This window comes from Bacteroides hominis (assembly GCF_033042785.2).
In the GTDB taxonomy this organism is placed as follows: Bacteria; Bacteroidota; Bacteroidia; order Bacteroidales; family Bacteroidaceae; genus Bacteroides; species Bacteroides hominis.
In genome coordinates, this window is the sequence record NZ_CP178829.1 from 2,055,186 (window position 1) to 2,078,667 (window position 23,482).

At 49.6% G+C, this 23,482-nt stretch carries 15 protein-coding genes; 9 read left to right on the plus strand and 6 right to left on the minus strand.

Annotated features, from left to right (window positions below; genetic code table 11):
- The first annotated feature begins 56 nt into the window (after positions 1–56).
- The 8 genes from R3O62_RS08680 (at position 57) to R3O62_RS08715 (ending at position 9,586) form a co-directional block, all read left to right on the plus strand.
- Complete coding sequence (locus tag R3O62_RS08680) at positions 57–1,181, plus strand: glycoside hydrolase family 26 protein (protein ID WP_044300141.1); 1,125 nt, start codon at positions 57–59, stop codon at positions 1,179–1,181.
- A 36-nt stretch (positions 1,182–1,217) separates the two neighbouring features.
- Positions 1,218–2,390 (plus strand): 4-O-beta-D-mannosyl-D-glucose phosphorylase, encoded by a 1,173-nt coding sequence (locus tag R3O62_RS08685; protein ID WP_005810271.1) that lies wholly within the window; start codon positions 1,218–1,220, stop codon positions 2,388–2,390.
- Between the two features lie 25 nt (positions 2,391–2,415).
- Positions 2,416–3,795, plus strand: coding sequence for an MFS transporter (locus R3O62_RS08690; protein ID WP_032531190.1), 1,380 nt, complete (start codon positions 2,416–2,418; stop codon positions 3,793–3,795).
- A gap of 11 nt (positions 3,796–3,806) precedes the next feature.
- Positions 3,807–4,985: an AGE family epimerase/isomerase gene (locus tag R3O62_RS08695; protein WP_032540861.1), complete on the plus strand. Its 1,179-nt coding sequence runs from the start codon at positions 3,807–3,809 to the stop codon at positions 4,983–4,985.
- A gap of 69 nt (positions 4,986–5,054) precedes the next feature.
- Positions 5,055–6,818, plus strand: coding sequence for a DUF6057 family protein (locus R3O62_RS08700; protein WP_317472969.1), 1,764 nt, complete (start codon positions 5,055–5,057; stop codon positions 6,816–6,818).
- Positions 6,819–6,824: 6 nt separating this feature from the next.
- Positions 6,825–8,285 carry a TolB family protein gene (locus R3O62_RS08705; protein WP_269111814.1) on the plus strand — a complete coding sequence of 487 codons (1,461 nt, stop codon included), beginning with the start codon at positions 6,825–6,827 and terminating at the stop codon, positions 8,283–8,285.
- A gap of 3 nt (positions 8,286–8,288) precedes the next feature.
- Entirely contained in the window at positions 8,289–9,419 is a 1,131-nt protein-coding gene (locus R3O62_RS08710) for a Rid family hydrolase (RefSeq protein WP_269111813.1), read from the plus strand.
- Positions 9,420–9,451: 32 nt separating this feature from the next.
- On the plus strand, positions 9,452–9,586 hold the full coding sequence (locus R3O62_RS08715) for a hypothetical protein (protein WP_005775568.1): 135 nt from the start codon (positions 9,452–9,454) through the stop codon (positions 9,584–9,586).
- Between the two features lie 482 nt (positions 9,587–10,068).
- Here R3O62_RS08715 and R3O62_RS08720 read toward each other — a convergent pair whose 3' ends face one another.
- The 3 genes from R3O62_RS08720 to R3O62_RS08730 all read right to left on the minus strand — a co-directional run bounded on the left by R3O62_RS08720 (position 10,069) and on the right by R3O62_RS08730 (position 15,439).
- The gene (locus R3O62_RS08720; protein ID WP_005818443.1) at positions 10,069–11,217 is read right to left on the minus strand and encodes a hypothetical protein; all 1,149 of its coding nucleotides are present in this window, start codon (positions 11,215–11,217) and stop codon (positions 10,069–10,071) included.
- A 169-nt stretch (positions 11,218–11,386) separates the two neighbouring features.
- Complete coding sequence (locus tag R3O62_RS08725; RefSeq protein WP_005818445.1) at positions 11,387–12,661, minus strand: hypothetical protein; 1,275 nt, start codon at positions 12,659–12,661, stop codon at positions 11,387–11,389.
- A 78-nt stretch (positions 12,662–12,739) separates the two neighbouring features.
- Positions 12,740–15,439, minus strand: coding sequence for a TonB-dependent receptor (locus R3O62_RS08730; protein WP_317472968.1), 2,700 nt, complete (start codon positions 15,437–15,439; stop codon positions 12,740–12,742).
- A gap of 237 nt (positions 15,440–15,676) precedes the next feature.
- Between R3O62_RS08730 and R3O62_RS08735 the strand changes: the two genes are divergently transcribed.
- On the plus strand, positions 15,677–18,436 hold the full coding sequence (locus R3O62_RS08735) for an ATP-binding protein (RefSeq protein WP_005810253.1): 2,760 nt from the start codon (positions 15,677–15,679) through the stop codon (positions 18,434–18,436).
- A gap of 138 nt (positions 18,437–18,574) precedes the next feature.
- Here R3O62_RS08735 and R3O62_RS08740 read toward each other — a convergent pair whose 3' ends face one another.
- Genes R3O62_RS08740 through nuoL form a run of 3 tightly spaced genes read right to left on the minus strand, consistent with a single transcriptional unit; the run spans position 18,575 to position 23,426 of the window.
- Complete coding sequence (locus tag R3O62_RS08740) at positions 18,575–20,011, minus strand: NADH-quinone oxidoreductase subunit N (protein ID WP_005810251.1); 1,437 nt, start codon at positions 20,009–20,011, stop codon at positions 18,575–18,577.
- A gap of 7 nt (positions 20,012–20,018) precedes the next feature.
- Positions 20,019–21,503, minus strand: coding sequence for a complex I subunit 4 family protein (locus tag R3O62_RS08745; RefSeq protein ID WP_005810250.1), 1,485 nt, complete (start codon positions 21,501–21,503; stop codon positions 20,019–20,021).
- A 12-nt stretch (positions 21,504–21,515) separates the two neighbouring features.
- Positions 21,516–23,426: an NADH-quinone oxidoreductase subunit L gene (gene nuoL / locus R3O62_RS08750; protein ID WP_005810248.1), complete on the minus strand. Its 1,911-nt coding sequence runs from the start codon at positions 23,424–23,426 to the stop codon at positions 21,516–21,518.
- Positions 23,427–23,482: the final 56 nt, after the last annotated feature.

Consider the following 23,482-nt stretch of genomic DNA (forward strand, 5'->3'; position numbering starts at 1 on the left):
TTCCGGGGGGAATCCCTCCTACTTTTGTGAAGTATTCATTGCTAAATAAACGATTTATGATTAAGAGAATAAAGATATTGGCTACAGGTGCACTGCTGATGGCAGGATTGGGTGCCTGTTCTCCTTCGGGAAAGAAAACGGGGTCGGAAACAGTTGCTGATACCCTGCGTACAGCGGAAACGGTGAACTTATTGAATAATCTCCGGCAGATTCCCGGACAAGGATTCATGTTCGGTCACCATGACGATCCGCTTTACGGTGTGGGCTGGGAAGGTGACGAAGGGCGCAGTGACGTGAAAAGTGTGTGCGGTGACTATCCTGCGGTTATGTCGTTCGATCTGGGGCATATAGAATTGGAAGGTGAGAAAAGTCTGGATCATGTGCAGTTCCGTAAAATACGGCAGGAAACGATTAACCAGTACAAGCGTGGAGGAATGGTTTCTTTCAGCTGGCACCTCGACAATCCGTCGACCGGCAAAGACGCATGGGATGTGAGTGACACGACGGTCGTTGCCTCCATACTTCCCGGTGGAACACATCACACCAAGTTCGTGGGTTGGCTCGATGCCGTTGCGGCCTTTATGAATACTCTGGAAACAGAAGACGGGACAAAGATACCGGTTCTTTTCCGTCCCTGGCACGAACATACCGGAAGCTGGTTCTGGTGGGGACAAAACCTTTGTACGGCTGAACAATACAAAGCCCTCTGGCGGATGACGTATGAACGTATGCATGCCAAAGGAGTAAAGAACTTGCTTTATGCTTATTCCCCGGGATCGGAACCAAAGGATTCGGTAGCTTATCTGGAACGTTATCCGGGAGATGACATCATCGACCTGGTGGGCTTTGACACCTACCAGTTCGACCGGACGCAGTATATGGAGCAACTGGATAAGTCACTTGCCATCCTGACAGAAGTGGGGCAGTCGCACAATAAGCCTATCGCCATCACCGAAACCGGTTTCGAAGCTATTCCCGATTCTACCTGGTGGACACAGACACTCTATCCGGTAATCAGCAAGTACCCTATCAGTTATGTGCTGGTATGGCGCAATGCACGTGAACGGGTGAATCACTATTATGCTCCTTATCCCGGGCAGGTGTCTGCCGATGACTTTGTGAAGTTCTACCGTGAGCCGAAAACTTTGTTTGTCTCGGACGTGAAAGACCTTTATAAATAGAAAATCAAATAAATAACGATAAAAACACTGTCCATTATGAGTCTGTTTAATGATAAAGTTGCTAAATTGCTCTCCGGGCATGAAGCACTGTTAACACGCAGGAACGAACCGATAGAAGAAGGAAACGGAGTGATAACGCGTTACCGTTATCCTGTGCTGACCGCTGCGCATACGCCTGTCTTTTGGCGATACGACCTGAATGAGGAGACCAACCCTTTCCTGATGGAGCGTATCGGCGTGAATGCAACGCTGAATGCCGGGGCCATTAAGTGGGAGGGGAAATATCTGATGCTGGTGAGGGTAGAGGGAGTCGACCGCAAATCATTCTTTGCTGTTGCCGAAAGCCCGAATGGCATTGATAATTTCCGTTTCTGGGAATATCCGGTGACTTTGCCCGAAGATGTGATTCCGGCAACCAATGTATACGATATGCGTCTCACCGCCCACGAAGACGGTTGGATTTACGGCATCTTCTGTGCCGAGCGGCATGATGATGATGCTCCTGCCGGTGACTTGTCGTCGGCTACTGCCACGGCCGGTATCGCTCGCACCAGAGACCTGAAAAATTGGGAACGTTTGCCGGATCTGAAAACAAAGAGCCAGCAACGCAATGTGGTGCTTCATCCCGAGTTTGTGGATGGAAAGTATGCACTCTATACCCGTCCGCAAGACGGATTCATAGATACAGGTAGCGGAGGAGGTATCGGGTGGGCACTGATTGACGACATGACTCATGCAGAGGTGAGTGAAGAGAAGATTATCGACAAACGCTATTACCACACCATCAAAGAGGTGAAGAACGGTGAAGGGCCGCATCCCATCAAGACCCCTCAGGGATGGCTTCACCTGGCTCATGGGGTACGCAATTGTGCCGCCGGACTGAGGTATGTGCTGTATATGTATATGACTTCGTTGGAAGATCCTACCCGGCTGATAGCCTCTCCGGGCGGCTACTTTATGGCTCCGGTAGGAGAAGAGCGCGTCGGTGATGTATCGAATGTACTCTTTTCGAATGGCTGGATAGCCGATGATGACGGGAAAGTGTTTATCTACTATGCCTCGTCGGATACCCGGATGCACGTGGCCACCTCGACTGTCGAACGGTTGGTGGACTATTGCCTGCATACCCCTCAGGACGGTTTTTGTTCCTCGGCTTCGGTGGAGGTACTCAAAAACCTGATTGAGCGGAACCTGAAACTGATGAAATAAGAAAACCAAGAATAGAATGACCACCATGATTACACTGAAAGAGAAGATCGGCTACGGATTGGGCGATATGGCTTCATCCATGTTCTGGAAACTGTTCGGTTCTTATCTGATGATTTTTTACACCGATGTGTTCGGGCTGCCGGCCGCTGTGGTAGGAACCATGTTTCTGATTACCCGGGTGTGGGATTCGGCTTTCGACCCTATTGTGGGAGTGATTGCCGACCGTACCCAGACCCGCTGGGGCAAGTTTCGTCCTTACCTGCTGTATCTTGCTGTCCCCTTTGCGCTGATAGGTATCTTTACCTTCACCACTCCGCAGCTGAGCGATACGGGAAAACTTGTCTATGCCTACATCACCTATTCTTTGATGATGATGGTATATTCGGCTATCAATGTGCCTTATGCTTCTCTGCTGGGAGTGATGAGTCCCGATCCGAAAGAGCGGAACACGTTGTCCACCTATCGCATGACTTTTGCCTATATCGGCAGTTTCATCGCTTTGTTGCTGTTCATGCCGATGGTAAATCTGTTTGGAGGTGCGGAGGATGAACAGCGTGGCTGGATGTTGAGTGTAGTGGTGATCGCTGTGATGTGTGCGGTTCTGTTCTATCTCTGTTTTGCGTTGACGCGTGAACGGGTGAAACCGATCCGGGAAGTGCAGGGCTCTCTGAAAGATGACTTGAGGGATCTGCTTCACAACCGCCCGTGGTGGATCTTGCTGGGTGCCGGAGTGGCGGCCCTGGTCTTCAACTCCATCCGTGACGGAGCTACGGTTTATTATTTTAAGTACTTTGTGGTAGAAGAGGATTATTCAACAGTCTCCCTCTTCGGGGTCTCTTTTGTGTTGAGTGGGCTTTACCTGGCAGTGGGGCAGGCTGCCAATATCGTGGGGGTGATTCTTGCCGCACCGGTCAGCAACCGCATTGGCAAAAAGAATACATATATGGGAGCCATGAGCCTGGCTACCATACTTTCCGTCATTTTTTACTGGTTCGGAAAAGGAGATATCGCTCTGATCTTTGTCTTCCAGGTACTCATCAGCATTTGTGCCGGAAGTATCTTCCCTTTGCTCTGGTCGATGTACGCCGATTGTGCCGACTATTCCGAACTGAAGACAGGCAACCGGGCTACGGGGCTGATCTTTTCCTCTTCGTCCATGAGCCAGAAGTTCGGATGGGCCATAGGAAGTGCATTGACCGGTTGGCTACTGGCTTACTTCGGATTTCGTGCCAACGAGGTGCAGAGTGTAGAAGCCATTCACGGAATTAAGATGTTTCTCAGTTGGTTGCCGGCCGTCGGGACGGTACTGTCTGTTATCTTTATCAGCATGTACCCACTGTCGGAGAAGAGAATGAAAGAGGTGACCTCGGAATTGGAGAAGAAAAGACAAACTGCTCAATCATGATTCAAAATACTATGGACAAGATTCTTAAACAGGAAATGCTGGAAGAACTCACCACCCACATCCTTCCCTACTGGATGGAACGGATGGTGGATCAAGAAAACGGTGGATTTTACGGACGTATCACCGGACAGGAAGAACGGATGCCTCAGGCAGAGAAAGGAGCCATTCTGCATGCACGTATTCTGTGGACCTACTCTGCCGCTTACCGCCTGTTGGGCAAAGAAGAATACAAAGAGATGGCAACCCGGGCCGAACGTTACCTTATCGACCGTTTTTATGATCCGGAGTTCGGAGGAGTTTATTGGTCTCTTGATTACAGGGGTGAGCCATTGGATACCAAAAAACAGATTTACGCCATCGGTTTTGCCATTTATGGTCTGAGCGAATATCACCGGGCCACCGGAGATCCGGAAGCATTGGAGTATGCCGTCCGTTTGTTCTATGACATAGAGTCCCATAGCTTCGACCGAATAAAGAACGGTTACTGTGAAGCGCTTACCCGGGAGTGGAACGAGATAGCCGATATGCGCCTTAGCGAGAAAGATGCCAATGAACGCAAGACGATGAATACCCATCTGCACATCCTTGAGCCTTATACCAACTTATACCGGGTTTGGAAAGACGAGGGGCTGAAACGGCAGTTGCGTAACCTGATAGAACTTTTTATGCAGAAGATATTGGACAACGATACATTCCATCTGCGACTCTTTTTTGATGATGACTGGCAAAGTAAATATGCCGTTATTTCGTACGGGCATGATATTGAAGCCTCCTGGCTGTTGCACGAAGCTGCCCGCGTACTGGGAGACGCCGAACTCCTTGCCGAAGTGGAACCTGTTGTGAAGAAGATCGCTGCGGCCGCATCCGAAGGTTTCACTCCCGACGGAGGAATGGTGTATGAAAAGAACCTCGCTACGGGACATGTGGATGGCGACCGTCATTGGTGGGTACAAGCCGAAACCGTAGCCGGATACTATAACCTGTTCCGCTATTTCGGTGATTGCGAAGCTTTACAGCGTTCCGTGGTCTGTTGGCGATTCATCAGGCAACATCTGATTGACGATGTCCACGGTGAATGGTTCTGGAGCCTTCGGGCCGACGGCACTGTCAACCGGGATGATGACAAAGCCGGATTCTGGAAATGCCCTTATCATAACGGGCGTATGTGCATTGAGCTGTTGGGCGGATAAACGCATTGTTTCCCCTTTCGTTAGATTGTTTTCCAAACTTTTTGTACTTTTGGGCACAATTTAGCGAATATGAAAAACAAACACGTCAAGAGAGTGAACCTGCTTCTCTCCATCCTGTTGGGAGCAGGTGTCTTTATCTTCTTTGGAGTATATTATCCTTATCATCTGCACTATCAGGAACAGTTCCAGATGTTTCTTTTCACGTCCGGGTATTTTGTCGAACGGGTATCCCATCCCGGTGGAGTGGCGGATTATTTAGGTAATTTCCTCACTCAGTTTTATTATTATTCGTGGGCGGGAGCCGCTGTCTTAGCAGGTGTATTGTGGGGCATGCAACGTTTGGTTGCATTTATTGCCGGACGTATGGGAGAGTGCTCTTTGTGGTATCCGCTTACCCTGCTGCCCTCTTTGTGTTTCTTTATTCTTCTTTGTGACGAGAACTATCTTCTTTCGGGAGTCCTTTCCGCTTGCATGGTGTTGGGGGCAGTTGCGGGATATACCTGTATTTCCAATCCTGTCGTACGCCGTATCTCCCTTTGGGCAGGCATTCCGGTACTCTATATGTTGGCGGGAGGTTGTGCCTGGTTGTTCATCCCGCTGGCTTTGATGGTTGAGTTTTGGCGCTTCGGCACGAAGCACTCTTCCTTATGGCTTCCGGCAGGCGGAGCGATTCTTGTTGCCGGAGTCACAATCTGGGCCTCCCGGTGGTTGTTTCCTTATCCGATGGACCGCTTGTTGTGGGGAATCGGGAGTTATCGTTTCCCTTTATTCTTTCCGAAAGCACAAGTGGTTGCCTGGATAGCTCTCGTGTTGGTTCCACCGTTAGTAGCCCGCCTGCCCGGAAAGATTACCCGGGGACGTTACGTTGTGGCCCTTACGGGGCAGTTCCTGTTGATGCTGTTGGCCATGAATCTCCTTGGCAAGCGCAGCATCGCGATGAATAAAGAGGCAGTAATGGCCTACGACTATCACGTACGTATGCAGGATTGGGACGGTATCATTGCCCTGGCCGGGAAGAAATTGCCCGATACTCCCATGGCGGTTTCCTGCCTCAACCTTGCCTTAGGGATGAAGGGGCAATTGGCCGACCGCATGTTTCACTATCGCCAGCGTGGAAAAGAGGGGCTGTTCATGTCGTTTGTCAATGACTTTACAATTCCTTTGGTAGCTGCCGAACCCTATTATTACCTGGGAATGGTGAACACAGCCCAACAACTTGTCTTTGAAGCGATGGAGGCCATCCCCGATTATCAGAAGAGTGTCCGCTGTTTTAAGCGGCTTGCCGAAACAAATCTGATAAACGGAAGATATGAAGTGGCAGGCAAATATCTGCGTATCCTGCAACATACCCTTTTTTATAAAGACTGGGCCACGGAGATGCTGGCTTGTCTGGACGATGAGGCGCGGATCGATGCACATCCCGAGTACGGACGCCTGAGAAAACTCACCCCGCAAACCGACCTGTTTTTCAATCCGGCAGAACCGGAGATGACGTTGTCATTGTTGTTGCAGGCAAATCCGGAGAACCGGATGGCCTATGAATATCTGATGGGCATTACCCTGCTGAAGAAAGACATGGGACGATTCGTTCACTATTATCCTTTGGGAGAGAAACTGGGCTACCGCTCGATACCGAAGAGTTATCAGGAGGCACTGCTGTTTGGCTGGAGTATGCAGAAGCATACGCCGGGAGAGGAAATCCCCTGGAAGATTAACCGGGAGACAGGAGAGCGGTTGCGGGAGTATGCGCGCATTTACACTTCTACACGGTCTGAGGAGGCGTTGGCACCCCGGTTTGGAGATACTTACTGGTTCTATGTACATTTTAGATAAAAGATTATGAATAAGATAAAACAGTGTTTAGGTATCCTGCTGTTATCATTAACGGTGGTTTCCTGCCGGCAAAAGGTGGTATCGCCCGTTCCGGTAGATGCACTTCCTCCGATATGGCCCGACTATGCGGGGGTAACGATTCCCGCTACCATTGCACCGCTCAACTTCCGTGTGACTGCCGATAGGGCGGAGGCGGTAGATGTCGTGATTTCCGGAAAGAAAGGAGATCCCATCCGGACAAGCGGAGAATCTGTGGAGATCCCTGCCGGAAAATGGAGCGAGTTGCTGGAGAACAATAAAGGGGACAGCCTTGAAGTGAAAGTATGTATCCGTCAAAACGGAGAATGGAAAGCGTATCGGTCTTTCCCGTTCTATATCAGCCCGTTTCCCATTGATTACGGATTGGTGTACCGCCTGCTTGCACCGGGATACGAAATATACAGCAAGATGGGTATTTATGAGCGCGAACTTTCTACGTTTCGCCAGACTCCTTTGTTTGAGAATACTCAGGTGACGGCCGCCTGCGTCAATTGCCATGCTTTCAATCAGACGAACCCCGATCCGTCCAGCCTGCATGTCAGAGGCGGACACGGAGCTACGGTGATGACCATCGGTGGAGAGAGCGAGTTCCTCGATACAAAAGCTGACGGACAGCTTTCTGCCTGTGTTTATCCTTATTGGCATCCTTCGGGCGAATACATCGCTTATTCGGTGAACCGGACCAACCAGACTTTCCATCTGGGAGGGAAGAAGCCTATCGAGGTTTTTGACCAGGCTTCGGATGTGGTAGTTTACCATCCGCAATCACATCGGATACTGACTACTCCTCTGCTGAGTACCGCCGCATTCGAAACATTTCCCGCCTTCTCGCCCGACGGACGGACACTTTATTTCTGTTCGGCGAAGCAGAAAGAGATGCCTGCCCGGTATAAAGAGGTGAAATACAGCTTGTGCAGTATTGCTTTCCATCCGGAAGACGGAACATTTGGCGAACGGATCGATACATTAATCTCCGCCCGTACACTGGATAAAAGCATTTCTTTTCCCAAACCTTCATTCGACGGAAAGTATCTGATGTTTACGCTTTCGGATTATGGAAACTTCTCCATCTGGCATAAGGAGGCCGATCTTTGGCTTTTGGATCTGAGAAGCGGGACCTTCCGCAACCTGGAGGAGGTGAACAGTGACGACACGGAAAGTTATCACAACTGGAGCAGCAATTCACATTGGTTTGTGTTCAGCAGCCGGAGGGATGGCGGACTGTATACCCGGCTCTATCTTGCTTCCGTAGATGATCAGGGACGCATCGGCAAGCCTTTCCTTTTGCCGCAGCAAGATCCGTATACATTCTATGACCAATTGATCTATTCGTATAATGTTCCTGAGTTTGTATCCGCTCCGGTGCAATGGGACAAGCGGGAGATAGCCAAAGGGCTGATGTCGAAGGAGCGAGTTAAAGTGAAATAAAAGATGAGTAAGAGTATGGAATACAGAAAACATAGAATAGAGTATTTAAAGACTACTGTTGAATATTCCCTTTTTGGGGGTGAGGGAGAAACGAAGGAGGCGCATCTGATGTTTCATGTCGATCCGGAAGCGGGGAATTATGAAGAGCAGCTGACGGCTATTTGCAAAGCATATCATAAGACATTGGGCAGGAAGATAAAACTCAGGGGAATGGTGCCGGCGTTTTGCCGTTACTTTCTGAGTGATGCCGCCAATCAGTGGGAGGTTTTGCAAGCTGTTTTGCAGGAAGAGCCATCGTATGCTGTCTCGGTTGTGCAACAGCCTCCGTTGGATGGAAGTAAGATTGCTTTGTGGGTCTATCTGACCTCCGAACGGAACGCCGCTTATAAGCATTACTGGACAGCCGGTGCGGGTGTGCCTTGCGGTAATTCGGAGCAGCAGATGAAAACCTTGTTAAAATCTTACGAAGCCGATTTGACCGGAAAAGGCTGTACGCTGGCTTCCGATTGCATCCGTACCTGGATCTTTGTGCAGAACGTGGATGTGAATTATGCGGGCATTGTCAAGGCGCGCCGTGAAAACTTTGTCGGGCAGGGACTGACCGAATCGACCCATTATATAGCCAGTACCGGCATAGAGGGGCGGCATGCCGATCCGAAGATACATGTGCTGCTCGATGCCTATGCGGTGAAAGGATTGCAGCCGGGACAGGTGACTTACCTGCATGCGCTGTCTCACCTCAGCCCGACAGCCTTGTATGGAGTGACTTTCGAACGGGGGACTTCCGTAGAGTATGGTGACCGTTGTCATCTCTTTATCAGCGGTACGGCGAGTATCGATCATCGCGGTGAAGTGGTTCATGTAGGCGATGTCCGGGAACAGACCCGGCGGATGTGGGAGAATGTGGAGAAGTTGCTTGAAGAAGGTAAGGCAGGTTTTGCCGATGTGGCGCAAATAATAGTCTATCTTCGTGACGCTTCCGATTATCCGGTTGTCCGGGCTATGTTTGCCGAACGCTTTCCGCAAATACCCATACAGTTCGTTGCCGCTGCCGTGTGCCGCCCTACCTGGCTGATCGAGATGGAATGTATGGCAGTAGCCGGAAACGATAACTCCAGTTATCAATCGTTTTGATAGAATTTATTCTATTTCGCTTTCTAAAAGATATGAAATGCGCTGTTTGCCAAACAGCGCATTTCTTTTTTTTGATAGATCCGGAAGAAGAAGCCTTCCTCAAAGGGGCTTTGGAAGCTGGAAAGCCGGGCTTGAAGGCTCCGAAAGCCGGGGTGTTGAGAGAATAGAGCCGGGCTTTCCGGAAAAAGAAGTAAGCATTTGCCGAAAATGCTTACTTCTTTCGGGGCAAATGCTTACTTCTTTTTGAAATATCTCCTAATGTTTTTCCGGATTACTCTTATTGTTTCCGATCGGAGCTCCAAAAGAGAGTGGAATTCTCCTGGTTGCTACTCCGGAACGAACGAAGTGGAAATGACAAAGAAACGGATCTTTGGGGCAATTCCCGTCTATGGGTCCTGCTTTTTGCAGAAACGGTGTTATCTTGTTCGTCCATCGGCTGTTCGGGTGATAAAAGTAAAAACAGCGATCGCCATAGAAGGCGATTTTAGTCCTGCGGCTTTATGACGGGCCGAAAGAAAGCAATCTGAGAGGATTGAAGTATCATTTTGACAGAATGTCAAAACCGCAGGAAGTGTGCCGAGATTCACCACAGAGGACACAGAGTAACACAGAGGTGAAAAGGGTTTTGATTCACCTCATTCCGGTGAATTCAATACTCCGTTTCCTGCGGATTAAAGTTACACCATCCTTTTGTCCACTCCGGATAGCTGATTTCTTCCTTTTCACTGAACACTACATTTTCCATTACGGCAGGTGTCCCTTCTATGTCCGACGGATATCCGTTGATCCGGCAGTTCCGGAAGGTTACTGACGTATTGGTCCCCAGATACAGTGCCGAACCGAACAATCCCAACATACTTTCATTCTCCGGTCGCAGTCCGCCGCCATTGATGAAGTCGGGACGGTTTACGAATGAAGCGTCTCCCGAGGCAGGACCATAGATCGTGACATCTTCAAAGGTGGCGGCTGTGGTGGGAGTGGCCGGGCTGTTTGTACCGTTGTTGCTGCATTCGAAGGCATGAGAACCTGTGATGTCGGCTATTCGCGGATGGCGGATACCCAAGAGATGCTTGCACGTACCACTGTAACCATTGTCTGTATCGAAGTCGTCGTCCCAGCAATGATAGGCCACCAGATATTCCGCATTGACCGTTCCGCCGAACCATTCGAAAGCATCGTCATTGGCATAGGATACTTGCAGATGGTCTATCTGCGTACCGTTTCCTACCGAGCCGAAAGTGATTCCGTTAATCTCCTGGTTCTTCTTGAACGGATACCCCGCAAACTCTATGCGGACGTAACTCAGGATGCCCGAATTATCTGCGTTGTTCGGACCGCCGTGCGTGGTGCGCGGACCTCCTTCTATCTGCATGATGTTTTCGTTGTTCCGGGCATAGCCACAAAGAATCAGCCCTCCCCAGTCGCCCGGTTTCCGCTTTCCGGCAGGCATTTCGGAAGTGAATACAATCGGTGCATCCACTGTTCCTTGGGCTATCAGCTTTCCGCCCGGTTCTATGATCAGGGCGGCACGGGTCTCTTTGTCGCCCTTGATGACGGTGCCTGCCTCAATGGTCAGTGTGGAGCCGTATGTGACGTAACACCAACCTTTCATCAGGTAAGTGCCTCGTTTCAGGTATTGATGATCTTTTATCTCAAAGGTCTGTTCTCCGTTTCCGATGATGTTTTCACCGTAAACAATGTTGTTACCCTGTCCGCCGTTCTCGTCGTCCGTACAGCTACTGCCGGTCAGGCAAACCAGTGCTGTCAGTGCGATAATCCTTAGTCTGTATCTGTTCATAGTTTGAAAAACAGGTAAATGTGTCAAAATCCACCACAGAGGACACAGAGTAACACAGAGACAATTTTAAATTGTTGATTATTACTGAAAAACTCTGTGATGCTCTGTGTTACTCTGTGGTGAAAAGAGTTTCGACACTACCTCTTCATTCTGTGAGTGTATATGTGATTTATAACTTTGTCCAACCTTTGGTCCATTCGTTGTCTGCTTTCACTGCGCCTTTATAAGCCGCTTTCTCAAAGAAGCTGTCTGCCGAGAGGTCGGCTCCTCCTTCTTGGATTCCGATGAAGGTGTTGCTGAAGCTGAAAGTCTGGTTGATGGCATTGTGATTCTCTGCGGCTGTGAACAGGGCAGAAGAGTAACCGCCGTCACCGCTGGCTTTGATATCTCCCGCGATAGCGATGTAGTTCAATACCGAAGGACCATTCACCAAGTACTTCTCGGTTTGTTCTGTTTCGGTAGTCAGGTTATTGGCTTTGCCTGTAACCAGAGCATTGTAGATTTTGGCCTGAGTTCCGGCACGCAGGCGGATGCCTCTTTTACCTTCGTCATTGTTGGCCCCGATCAGTGTCAGGTTAGCCAGTGTGGGGCATGAAATCGGAGTGGCATCCATGTTCTTGTCATAGTTGTCGGCTTCGATCAGGCAGTCACATGTATATCCCAAAGTGGCGGGATCTTCCTGGTAGGCGACAAAGAATTGACCTTTTCCGCTCCATCCTTCTGTCCAGTCGAAAGAATCGTCACTGTTACTTACCGATACCAGATACTTGGCATTGACCGTACCTCCGAACCATTCGAAACCGTCATCCGTACCTTTGTATGCTTCCAGATATTCGAGGGTAGTGCCGTTTCCTACACCGTAGAAGGTGAAACCGTTACACTCTTTTTCTGTGGTGAACTTATAACCTGCGTATTCCAGGCGGATGTACTTCAGGATACCTGAGTTGTCTGCCGGATCGGAACCACCGTAAGTAGCGTCTCCTACTTCCGATTTACCGGTCGATCCGATATTGATCGGGGCTTTACCGCAAATATGGATACCGCCCCATGCTCCGGGTTCTTTGGTGTCGGAGGTCATGATAATCGGAGCAGAGGCAGTACCTACCGCTTCGATCTTGGCCCCTTGTTCCACGAGGATGTAGTCGATGGTGGCATCGTCGCTCTTGGCGCTGATTGTCACACCTTCACCGATCTTCAGGGTAGAACCGGCTTTGATGATATATTCTCCGTCGAGGGAGAAGTTGTAGCCTTTGGTCAGGATCACGGTTTTTGATCCGTCTACGCTTCCTTTCAGTGTTCCGTTGTTGGCTACCACTTCTTCGCCTTCGCCGTTTCCGCCACCTTCGCCGTTGTTGTCGTCACTACAAGCTGCAAGCGAACACATTCCCATCAGGGCTGCTACGGCCCAAGAGTTGAGTTTTAGATAATTCATTTTCATCTTCATACTGTTTATGGTTTATACTATCTGTTTGATTATTAATATAAATACTCTGTGTGATTCTGTCTCTCCCTGTGGCGAGCCTTAGAATCTGTACGAGACTCCTATCTCCGCATTTGTTCCCGGACGGAATGATTCTACTTCCACCTTTTGTCCCGTTGCCGGTAGTTCCTGCTTGAAACGGATGGTACTGTTCAGCAAATCTTTCATCTGTAAGCGCAGGTTTAGATGCTTGTTGATGGCATAGCTTGCTATGAAGTCCATCGTGTGCAGGGTCTGTTGCTTGATATTGCCTGTTCCGTAGATACCTACTGTCTCGATGCGTGGCCCTTGCACATTATAAACCAGTGCCAGTGTCAGGTCGCTTTCTCCCCTTAATTGGGGAGTGTAGCTGATATCGGCATTGATCAGGAACGGGGAGGCTCCCTGCAGAGCGCGTTCCGAGTCGGTATATACCCCGCCTTCAGGAAGGATGACGTTTGTATACATATATGAGCCGTTGGCACCGATACGGAGATTCTTGAACAGTTCTTTGCGGAACTCGATTTCCACTCCCGTGGCTATTCCGTCTTCGGCGTTGCGGAAAGAACGGATCACTGTTCCGCCCGAAGACTCCTGGGTCTGCTCAATGGGCGACTTCAGTTTCTTGAAGTAACCGGTAACGGAGAACATGTCGCCATTGTTACGTTTCGGGAAGAAATCGTAGCGCAGGTCTATGTTGTAGTTATAAGCATTCTTCAGCTCGTTGTTACCACGGATGTAGGCACTTCCGTAGGACTCCTGGTAGAGGAACGGGGCCATTTCGATGAACGAAGGCCGGGTGACGGTGCGTGATACGGAGAGGCGCAGGCTGTTGGTTTCGTCGATGGTGTACTTCAGGTTCAGTGCCGGGAAGAAATCACCTTTGTCCAGGTTCGTCTTCTTCTCCTGCCCTCCGTCTGTCCAGTAGCGTACCCATTGCTTGGCTTGCTCGTAGCGCAGCCCCACGTTGACCAGCAGAGATTCAACCGGATAATATTCTATTTCGGCAAACCCTGCCCATACATCCATGCCGGCGTAATAGTTGTAACGGGGTTGTGCGTCGATATTGGCTTTTATCGTTCCGTTGGCTATGTTTTCCTGATTCAGGTATCCGTTGGTATCGTATATGTTGGTGACATCGGCATTCAGGGCATTGATGTCATAATAGAAGTTCACGCTTTCAAAGTCGCGTTTTTTGCTTTTGTAAGTCCCTCCCACACGAATGAGGTTCGCGTCACCCCATTTGTACGAAGTGCGCAGGTCACCTACAATCTCCTTTTCCTGCAATTCTCCGAAATAGCGGTTGGTGGTCTGGTTCAGTTTAAAGAGGTTCAGCTTGTCGCTTCCTTCATTGCGGAAGAAGACAACCTGCCGGCGGTCCGGTTCATCGCTGTTGGTCAGCCCGTAGGAAGCACTCCAGTTTACATCCCACTGAGAGGTCAGCTCATGGTGTCCCATCAACTGGTTGTTCAGCAGTGAATACGCATGAAATACGCTGTTGCTCGACGTAATGTTGTTCTTTTCTGCATCGATCCCTTCGCGTGCCATGTAGTCGTTGATGGCATTGCGGGCATAAAACAGGGTAAAGTTGATGTGGTCGGCCTGCCGGAACGAGTATCCGATGCTGCCCAGTCCCGCTATTTTCAATGCGCTGGAATAGCTGTCGTAATTAAACTTATCGAGATGCGTGCCTTGTGCCGTCATGGTAGTGACGTAGGCATCTTTCAGAATCTGGTTTTCGTTGCTGATACCTACCGAGGCGAGCAGGCTCAGGCGGTTGCCGTTGGGCAGAGTCCATCTCTTGCCTCCTCCGAGGTTACCGCCGAACTCGGGTAACGAACGGTGCTTGCTGATGGCGAAGTTTGTACCGAACGGATCATTGTTGCGGGCATAATCGCGGAACTCGCTTTTACCCATAGCCAGAATCCGGTCTTTGTTCTTTAGGTTGCCTGTACTGAAGAGTCCCCCCTTCCGGTCGCTGTAATAGAAATCTTTTCCGATGGTGTTGAAGCGTCCGCCTACGTTGAAGCCGATGGAGAAAAAGTCACTTCCGGTATTCTCCTTGGTGCTGATGTCGATATGTGCACCCGAATAGTCGGCGAAAGATCCGGCGGCATATACTTTGCTGACCGTAATGTTCTTTACGGTAGAGGCCGGAAAGAGGTCGAGCGGGATCAGCTTGTTGTCCGGATTGGGCGAAGCTATGGGCAGCCCGTTCAGGGTGGTGGTGCTGTACCGGTCTCCCAGTCCGCGCACAATCAGTTGTCCGGCACTGGCAATGGAGATTCCCGTTATTTTTTTAACCCCATCCTGTACGTTCGATATACCTTTGAGAGTCATCTCCTTGGCTCCCATGTTCTCGATGGCAAGCGTTGCTTTTTGTCTTTCCTGCAACAAAGCCTTTTCACCTTCCAGGTTCTTGCGGGCCACTACGGTGACGGCATCCAGCGTTTGTGCATCCACTTCCAGTTCGAAGTTCAGTGTCGCATCGGTTTTTATCTTCACTTCATTCATCCGGAACGTTTTATATCCTATGTATTTCACTTCGAGGGTATAAGTGCCGTTGTTCAGTGTAAGGGTGTAATTACCGTTTAAATCGGCTACGGCACCGGTGGCGGAACCTGTAACCTGTACGGTAGCTCCCGTGAGCGGTTCTTTGGTTTGTTTGTCAATGATGGTTCCCTTGATGACACCTGCTGTGATTCCCAAGGAAAATGTAGTGAGAAGAAGGGTGGAGAGAAGTCTCCCGATTCGTTGTTTCATGTCTTTTTATCTACGTTTTTCTGTCGGTGCAAAGTTGCGGGATTCAGGTTACGGGGGTGATACATGCACTATACGATTCGTTAACATCTGTGTTACATTCCTGTGTATTCTTTCCCCTGCAATACTCTTAGAGCACCGTTACCGCAAATATTTAATCCATTCTCTTGATAGAAATGGATAATTTTCTAATTTTGCATACTTACAGCAGACAAACATATACCCCTGTAAACTACTTTTATGGATAACGATATCGAACGGTTACGGCGAATGGCCTCCATGGCACAGATCGGGTGGTGGGAAGCTGACTTCACAGCCGGACACTATTTATGCTCAGAATATCTATGTGATTTATTAGGACTGGAAGGTAATACTATCTCTTTTATGGATTTCAGAGAACGGGTACGGAAGGACTATCAGGAACAGATAGTTCGGGAGTTCAATGCTTCTATACACCGGGAGTTTTATGAACAGACCTTTCCCATTTATTCCAAAGAGGGAATCATCTGGTTGCATACACGCCTGGGCAATCGGGAGGAAGTGCCGGGCAGGGGGATCATTTCCTTCGGTACCATACAACGGGTAGAGGCTCCCAATGAAACCTCAGAACGTATCCTGGAGCGTGTAAACGATTTGCTGTATCGTCAGAACTCCATTTCCCATTCGCTGTTGCGCTTCCTGAAAGATGACAGTGTGGACCTTTGTATCATGGATATATTGAAAGATATCCTCGACCTTTTTCGTGGCGGACGGGTGTATATCTTTGAGTATGATGAATATTACCGTTATCAGGACTGTACCTATGAAGTGGTGGCAGAGGGAGTGCCGGCGGAGATTGAAAGCCTGCAACGCATCGCTACCGACAGTTTGCCCTGGTGGACGAGTCAGACCTTATCGGGTAAGCCGGTGATACTGGATTCATTGGATCAGCTTCCGAAACATGCGAAATCCGAATATGCCATCCTCAGCCGCCAGAACATCAAGTCGCTGATGGTCACTCCGCTGATAGCGGGCGAACATGTATGGGGATATATGGGAATCGACCTTGTGGAGAATTACCGCAACTGGAGTAATGAAGATTTCCAGTGGTTGTCGTCTTTGGCCAATATAATCAGTATCTGCATCGAACTGCGCAAAGCAAAAGATGATGCCATCCGCGAACGTTCTTTCTTGCGTAACCTGTTCCGCTTCATGCCGATGGGATATGTGCGTATGTCTATCATCCGGGATGCCGGCGGGAAACCTTGCGACTACCGGATAGCCGATGCCAATGATCTGAGTTCGGAACTGATCGGATTGCCTCTTTCGGATTATGTGGGGCGTCTGGGTAGTGAACTGTATGCAGATACGAAAGCACCAATAGACTATCTGGTGGACGTTATTGAAGATAATGTGCATAAAGAGACGGATGTCTTCTTTGATCGCTCCCAGCGCAGTTCCCATTGCATCATATATTCTCCGGAGAAAGACGAGGTGGTTTCCTTGTTTCTGGACTCTACGGAGACAGTACGTGCCCATAGGGCTTTGGATCGCAGCGAAAAGCTCTTCAAGAGTATCTTTGCCAATATTCCTGCCGGAGTGGAGCTTTATGATAAGGATGGCTATCTGCTCGATTTGAACAACTGGGACATGGAGACCTTTGGGGTGAAGGATAAAGCGGATGTAATAGGTGTCAGCTTCTTTGAGAACCCGAATGTGCCTCTTGAAATCAGGGAACGGGTGCGGAACGAGGATTTGGTGGATTTCAGGCTGAATTACTCTTTTGAGAGGGCAGGCGACTATTTCCACTCGGATAGACAGAAGATGATTGAACTCTATACAAAGGTCAGTAAGCTGTTTGACAGTCAGGGGAACTTCAACGGATATGTATTGATTAATATCGATAATACGGAGCGTATCGACGCCATTAACCGTATCCGTGATTTTGAGAACTTCTTCCTGCTGATATCAGACTATGCAAAGGTGGGGTATGCTAAACTGAACTTGCTTACCAAACGTGGTTATGCCATCAAACAGTGGTATAAGAATATGGGCGAGCCTGAGGATATTCCGCTGTCGTCGGTTGTGGGAGTCTATGATAAGATGCATCCGGAAGACAGGCAGAAAGTCGTTGATTTCTACGAAAAGGTATTGAAGGGTGAGGAGAAGGATTTCCGTAGCGAAATGCGTGTGTTGAAGCCCGGCACTGCCGATGAGTGGAACTGGGTGCGCATGAATGTGGTGGTTACCAAGTTTGAACCGGATAACGGGGAGATAGAGATCATCGGCATTAACTATGACATTACCGAACTGAAAGAGACGGAAGCCATGCTTATCGAGGCTAAAGAGAAAGCTGAAACGATGGACCGCCTGAAGAGTGCTTTTCTTGCGAATATGAGTCATGAGATACGTACACCGCTCAATGCGATTGTCGGCTTCTCGGGGTTGCTGGTGGATACGGAAGATCTGGAAGAACGTCGTGAATACATTAAGATTGTACAAGAGAATAACGACTTGCTGTTACAGCTGATCTCTGATATTTTAGACCTGTCGAAAATAGAGGCGGGGACATTTGAATTCACCTATGGCGAGACGGATGTGAATATGCTTTGTGAAGATATTGTCCGCAGTTCCCAGATCAAGGTACCACAAGGAGTTGAGTTGGTTTTTGATCCGCATCCGTCGGAATGCAGCGTGGTGAGTGACCGGAACCGCCTGCATCAGGTTATCTCTAATTTCGTGAACAATGCTTTGAAGTTTACTTCATCGGGCAGTATCCGCGTGGGATACGAAGAAAAAGAAGAGTGCGTGGAGTTTTATGTGCGGGATACGGGAATTGGAATTCCCGCAGGGCAACTGCCTCATATCTTTGAGCGTTTCGTCAAGTTGAACACCTTTATTCATGGAACCGGCCTCGGGCTTTCCATCTGCAAAAGCATCGTAGAGCAGTTAGGCGGAGTCATAGGAGTGGATTCGGAAGAGGGAAAGGGCTCCCGGTTCTGGTTCACCATTCCGAAATAGGGGCTTTCATAGCAAAAGACATTTCACCACAGAGGACACAGAGGACGCAGAGGGAAACCGAAGATATTATTATCCTAATGGATAACGTATCTTTATCTCCTTCTCTGTGTCCTCTGCGTCCTCTGTGGTGAAATATGGTTAAGCAAACTTATCGATTCCCTGATAGATGCAGCTTGCGATACCTAAGGCTATGATGCCCAATGTACAAAGTGCGAGACTTAACTTGGTATAACCGTCACTGCGGAAAGCGGGGATGGGTTCTTCGTTGGGATTGATATACATGGCTTTCACGATCAGCAGGTAGTAGTAGAGTGAAACTACTGTGTTGATCAGGGCAATGAATACCAGTAAATGGAACCCACTGTTGAATGCGGCCATGAAGATGAAGAACTTGGAGAAGAAACCCGCAAACGGAGGGATACCGGCCAGTGAGAACAGGGCAAGTGTCATGATGAAAGCCAGTTTGGGGTTTGTCCGGTACAGTCCGTTATAGTCGTTTATTTCTACCTTGTTGCTACGTTGCTCCACAATCGAGATAACCGCAAACACACCTAAGTTTGCTGCCAGGTAAACCAGTACATAATAAACCAGGGCGGTCATTCCCATCGCACTGCCACCTATGACACCCAGCATGATGTATCCGGCCTGAGAGATGGCTGAGAATGCCATGAAACGTTTTAGGTTCTGCTGGCGGATGGCAAAGAGATTGGCAATGGTGATTGAGGCAATAGTTACCCAGAACAGTACTTCCTGCCATTGTGCCGTCATCGGTGCAAATACTTTCGTCAGGATGGTCATCAGCACGAAAGCTGCCGATCCTTTGGAGATCACACTTAAATAGGAGGTCACGGCCGTAGGTGCACCTTCGTATACGTCGGCGGTCCAGAGATGGAAGGGAACCAGGGAGATCTTGAATCCCATGCCGGCAAAGAAGAACACGAAAGCCATGACCTGAAGCATGTTACCTGTAATGTGCCCGGGCAGGTCATCGAAGTAGAGAGTGCCTGACGTTCCGTAAATCATCGAAAGACCGAACAGCAGCAAGGCACTTGAGAACAGAGCTGTCAGGATATACTTGGCACCTGCTTCTGCGGAGTGGTGGCGGTATTTGTCGAATGCCACCAGTGCGGCCATAGGGATACTCGCCATTTCCAGCCCGATGAAGAACATCAGGAAGTGTCCGGCAGAGATCATGAAATACATACCTAACAGGGTGGAGAGTGTCAGGACATAAAACTCTCCCTGCTTGATGCTGGTGTCTTCACGCTTCAGCCATTCGTGGGCCATCAGTATCACGATGAGAGTACCTACGTTGAGCACTGCTTTGATGATGGTTTGCATCGGTGCATACTGATACATTCCGCCGAAAGCCTCCGCCGGAGCTCCGGGGAAGAGGTTGATTACGGTGTGGATGGTCAGCAGGATGACAGCCGGCAAGGTAAGCGACCTGGTAGGTAGTTTGGGAGCCGTGCCTTTATGGTCCGGGCAGGTAAACAGGTCGACCACAAACAGGATGAGGATAACCGCTATCAGCGATAGCTCCTCTTTCATATATAGAAATTGTGAATAATCCATCTTCTTTTTATGGTATTAAGTGTGAAACAACGGGCAATACACTTTCGCCGATCATGTGGCTTACCCAGAAAGGAGCCATACCCAGTCCGGCAACACAAATAATGAGACAGATAACGGCGAAGCGTTCATCCCAAGTTGCGTCTGTCAGTGCCAGGTGATGCTTGTTGGTACAAGTCCCATACAGAATCTTGCCTACCAGCCGGAGGATATAGACCGCAGTAATGACAATGGATGAACAAGCGATAATGGTCAGTGTGCGGTGGAACACATCGAAGTTCTGGAATGAACCGACAAAGATGGTCATCTCGGCTACGAAGCCGCTGAGTCCCGGAAGTCCCAGGTTGGCAAGTCCGGCAATTACATAGCAGACACTGAGGAACGGCATCACTTTCATCAGTCCGTTCAACTCGCGTACGTCGCGGGTATGTGTACGTCCGTATATCATACCGATGAGGGCGAAGAACAATGCTGTCATTAACCCGTGGCTGAGCATCTGGAGCACTGCACCGGTGGCGGCTGTCTGGTTCATCATCAGGATAGCGAAGAGCACCAGACCACAGTGGCTCACTGACGAGTAGGCATTAATATACTTCAGGTCGGTTTGCACACAAGCGCTGAAGGCACCGTATACAACCGATATACCTGTCAGGATCAGGAAGATCCAGCCCAGTTCGTTGGCAGCTTCCGGCATCAGGTACATGGCGATGCGGAAACATCCGTAACCTCCCAGTTTCATCAGTACGCCGGCATGCAGCATGGAGACGGCAGTCGGTGCCGAGGCATGACCGTCGGGGCTCCATGTGTGGAAAGGAAAGAGTGCGCCCAGTACGCCGAATCCCAGGAAGGTGAGCGGGAACCAGATGCACTGTTGTGCGAACGGGATGTTGTGCAGCCGGGCTATTTCGAGGATGTTCATTGTCGTCCCGCCGGCACCGAAGAAGATGCCCAGAATACCGATCAGCAAGAAAGCCGAACCACCCATCAACATCAGGGTCAGCTTCATGGCTGCGTATTCCTTGCGTCCCGAGCCCCATACACCGATCAGCAGATACATCGGGATCAACGCGATTTCGTAGAACATGAACATGGTGAACAGATCGATGGAGATGAAGAATCCGAATACTCCCATCGACAGGAGTGTGAACCACAGGAAGTATTCTTTGGTCAGCGGTTGCAGCTTCCAGGAAGCGAAGGTACCGGTGAAAACAATGACGGCACTAAGCAGCAGCATGGCTACCGATATTCCGTCGACTCCTACTGAATAGGATATGTGGAGGGGAGCATACCATACTGTGTCGGCACGGAACAGCATTTCGGCTGTGGCTCCTGCCTGGCGCTCGCCTAAATAAAGGAACGTCAGCACAATACTCAGGATAAGCAACGCTGTACTTCCCGCTACCATCACTCCACGGATGGCTTTAATGCCTTTGGCAAGGTATAACCCGCCAAGCATCAGCAGAGGAATGAGTACGAATAAGGATAAAAAGTTCATATCTTTTGTGCTTTATAAGATTAATATTAAGATCAGTATCAATGCTCCAAGCAAGAATACGTAAGCGTATTGCTGTACACGTCCGCTTTGCAGTCCCCGTATCTCGTCGCTTGTGGCGTGGGTTCCCCAAGCTATGAAGTTGAAGAATCCGTCTACTACGTGGCGGTCGAACCAAGCGATCGGCGTAGAGATGCAACGGAAGATGATGCGGTGCGTGATGAACTGATATACTTCGTCGATATAGAAACGGTGGTAGGCTGCCCGGTGCAGTCCGGCGAACCGTTTGGCAAGTTTATCTGCCAATGGCTGTTGCGGACGCAGGTACATGCAAGTGGCCAGAACGATGGAGCCCACGGCAATCACTACGCTGGTGACGGCCACTGAAGTTTCCAGATGAATGGTATACGATTCACCGTTGGCACTGATGAAATGTCCGAAAGGAATGAAACCGGCCACACAAGTGACGGCAGCCAGGAAGATTAACGGAACAGTCATGGTCAGGGGAGACTCGTGTGGAGTGTGTGCGTCACTTACTCCATTGCTTGCCGACTTTTGTCCGGGCGTTACACCGGCCCAGAAAATGCCGTAGTAGAGACGGAACATATAGAAGGCAGTCATAGCCGCGATGATTGTCATCACCCAACCCATCACAGGGCTGTACTGGAAGCAAGCTGCCAGAATTTCATCTTTAGAGAAGAAACCTGAGAACGGAGGGATACCCGCGATGGCAAGACAGGCTATCAGGAAGGTGATATGCGTAATCGGCATGTACTTACGGAGTCCGCCCATGGCGGACATCTCGTTGGAATGTACGGCATGAATGATGCTGCCGGCACCCAGGAAGAGCAATGCCTTGAACATGGCATGTGTGAAAAGATGGAACATGCCGGCCATATAGCCCAGTCCTCCGTGATGCGGGTCGGAAGAGGTGCAGACACCTAATGCCACAATCATAAAGCCGATTTGTGAGATGGTGGAAAAAGCAAGTACACGCTTGATATCACTCTGTACGCAAGCCACGCTGGCTGCATAAAATGCAGTGAAAGCGCCCACCCATCCGATCAGGTGCAGTACGTCCGGTGCATATTCGATGAAGAGAGGGAACATGCGTGCCACCAGATAGACACCGGCTACCACCATGGTAGCGGCATGAATCAATGCACTGACAGGAGTCGGACCTTCCATGGCATCCGGTAACCAGATGTGCAGCGGGAACATGGCACTCTTGCCGGCACCGCCGACAAACATCAGTCCGAGGGCCAGAGGTAACATGCTGGCGCCACCGCTCAACATCGAAACTGTGTCGGGAGTGAAGCCGAATGTACCTCCGTAATATCCGTATAGCAGGATACCGATCAGGAATCCCAGGTCGGCGAAGCGGGTTACGATGAACGCCTTTTTGCTGGCGGCAATGGCTGCCGGGCGGGTATAGTAGAAGCCTATCAGCAGATAAGAAGATACACCTACCAGTTCCCAGAATAAATACATCTGGAAGATATTGGTTGCCACTACCAGTCCGAGCATCGACATGGTGAACAAGGATAGGAATGCGTAATATCGCTGGAATCCTCGTTCACCTTTCATATAGCCGAAGGAGTAGATATGTACCATCAGGCTGACAGTGGAGATCACGATCAGCATCATTACCGAAATAGGGTCGAGCAGGATGCCCAGGTTGAATGTCAGTGTCTCCGTAAACGGAAGCCATTCGAAGTTATAAGGAATGAGCGTGGCGAACGTTCCGTCCGCCAGGCGGGGAGCCGAAAAGTATTGTATGGCCGTGATGTACGAAAGTACGGTCACCGCTGCCAATACCAGCGTGCCAATGGTGCCCGCTGTCCGGTGGCTCATCCACTTACCTCCTATCCCTGTTGTCAGGAAGGAGAGGAAAGGGAGAAGAAGGATCAGAATTGTATATTCCATAATCTATCTGTTGTTGTATATTATACTATGTTTATACTGCAGGAGGTATGCTCTGC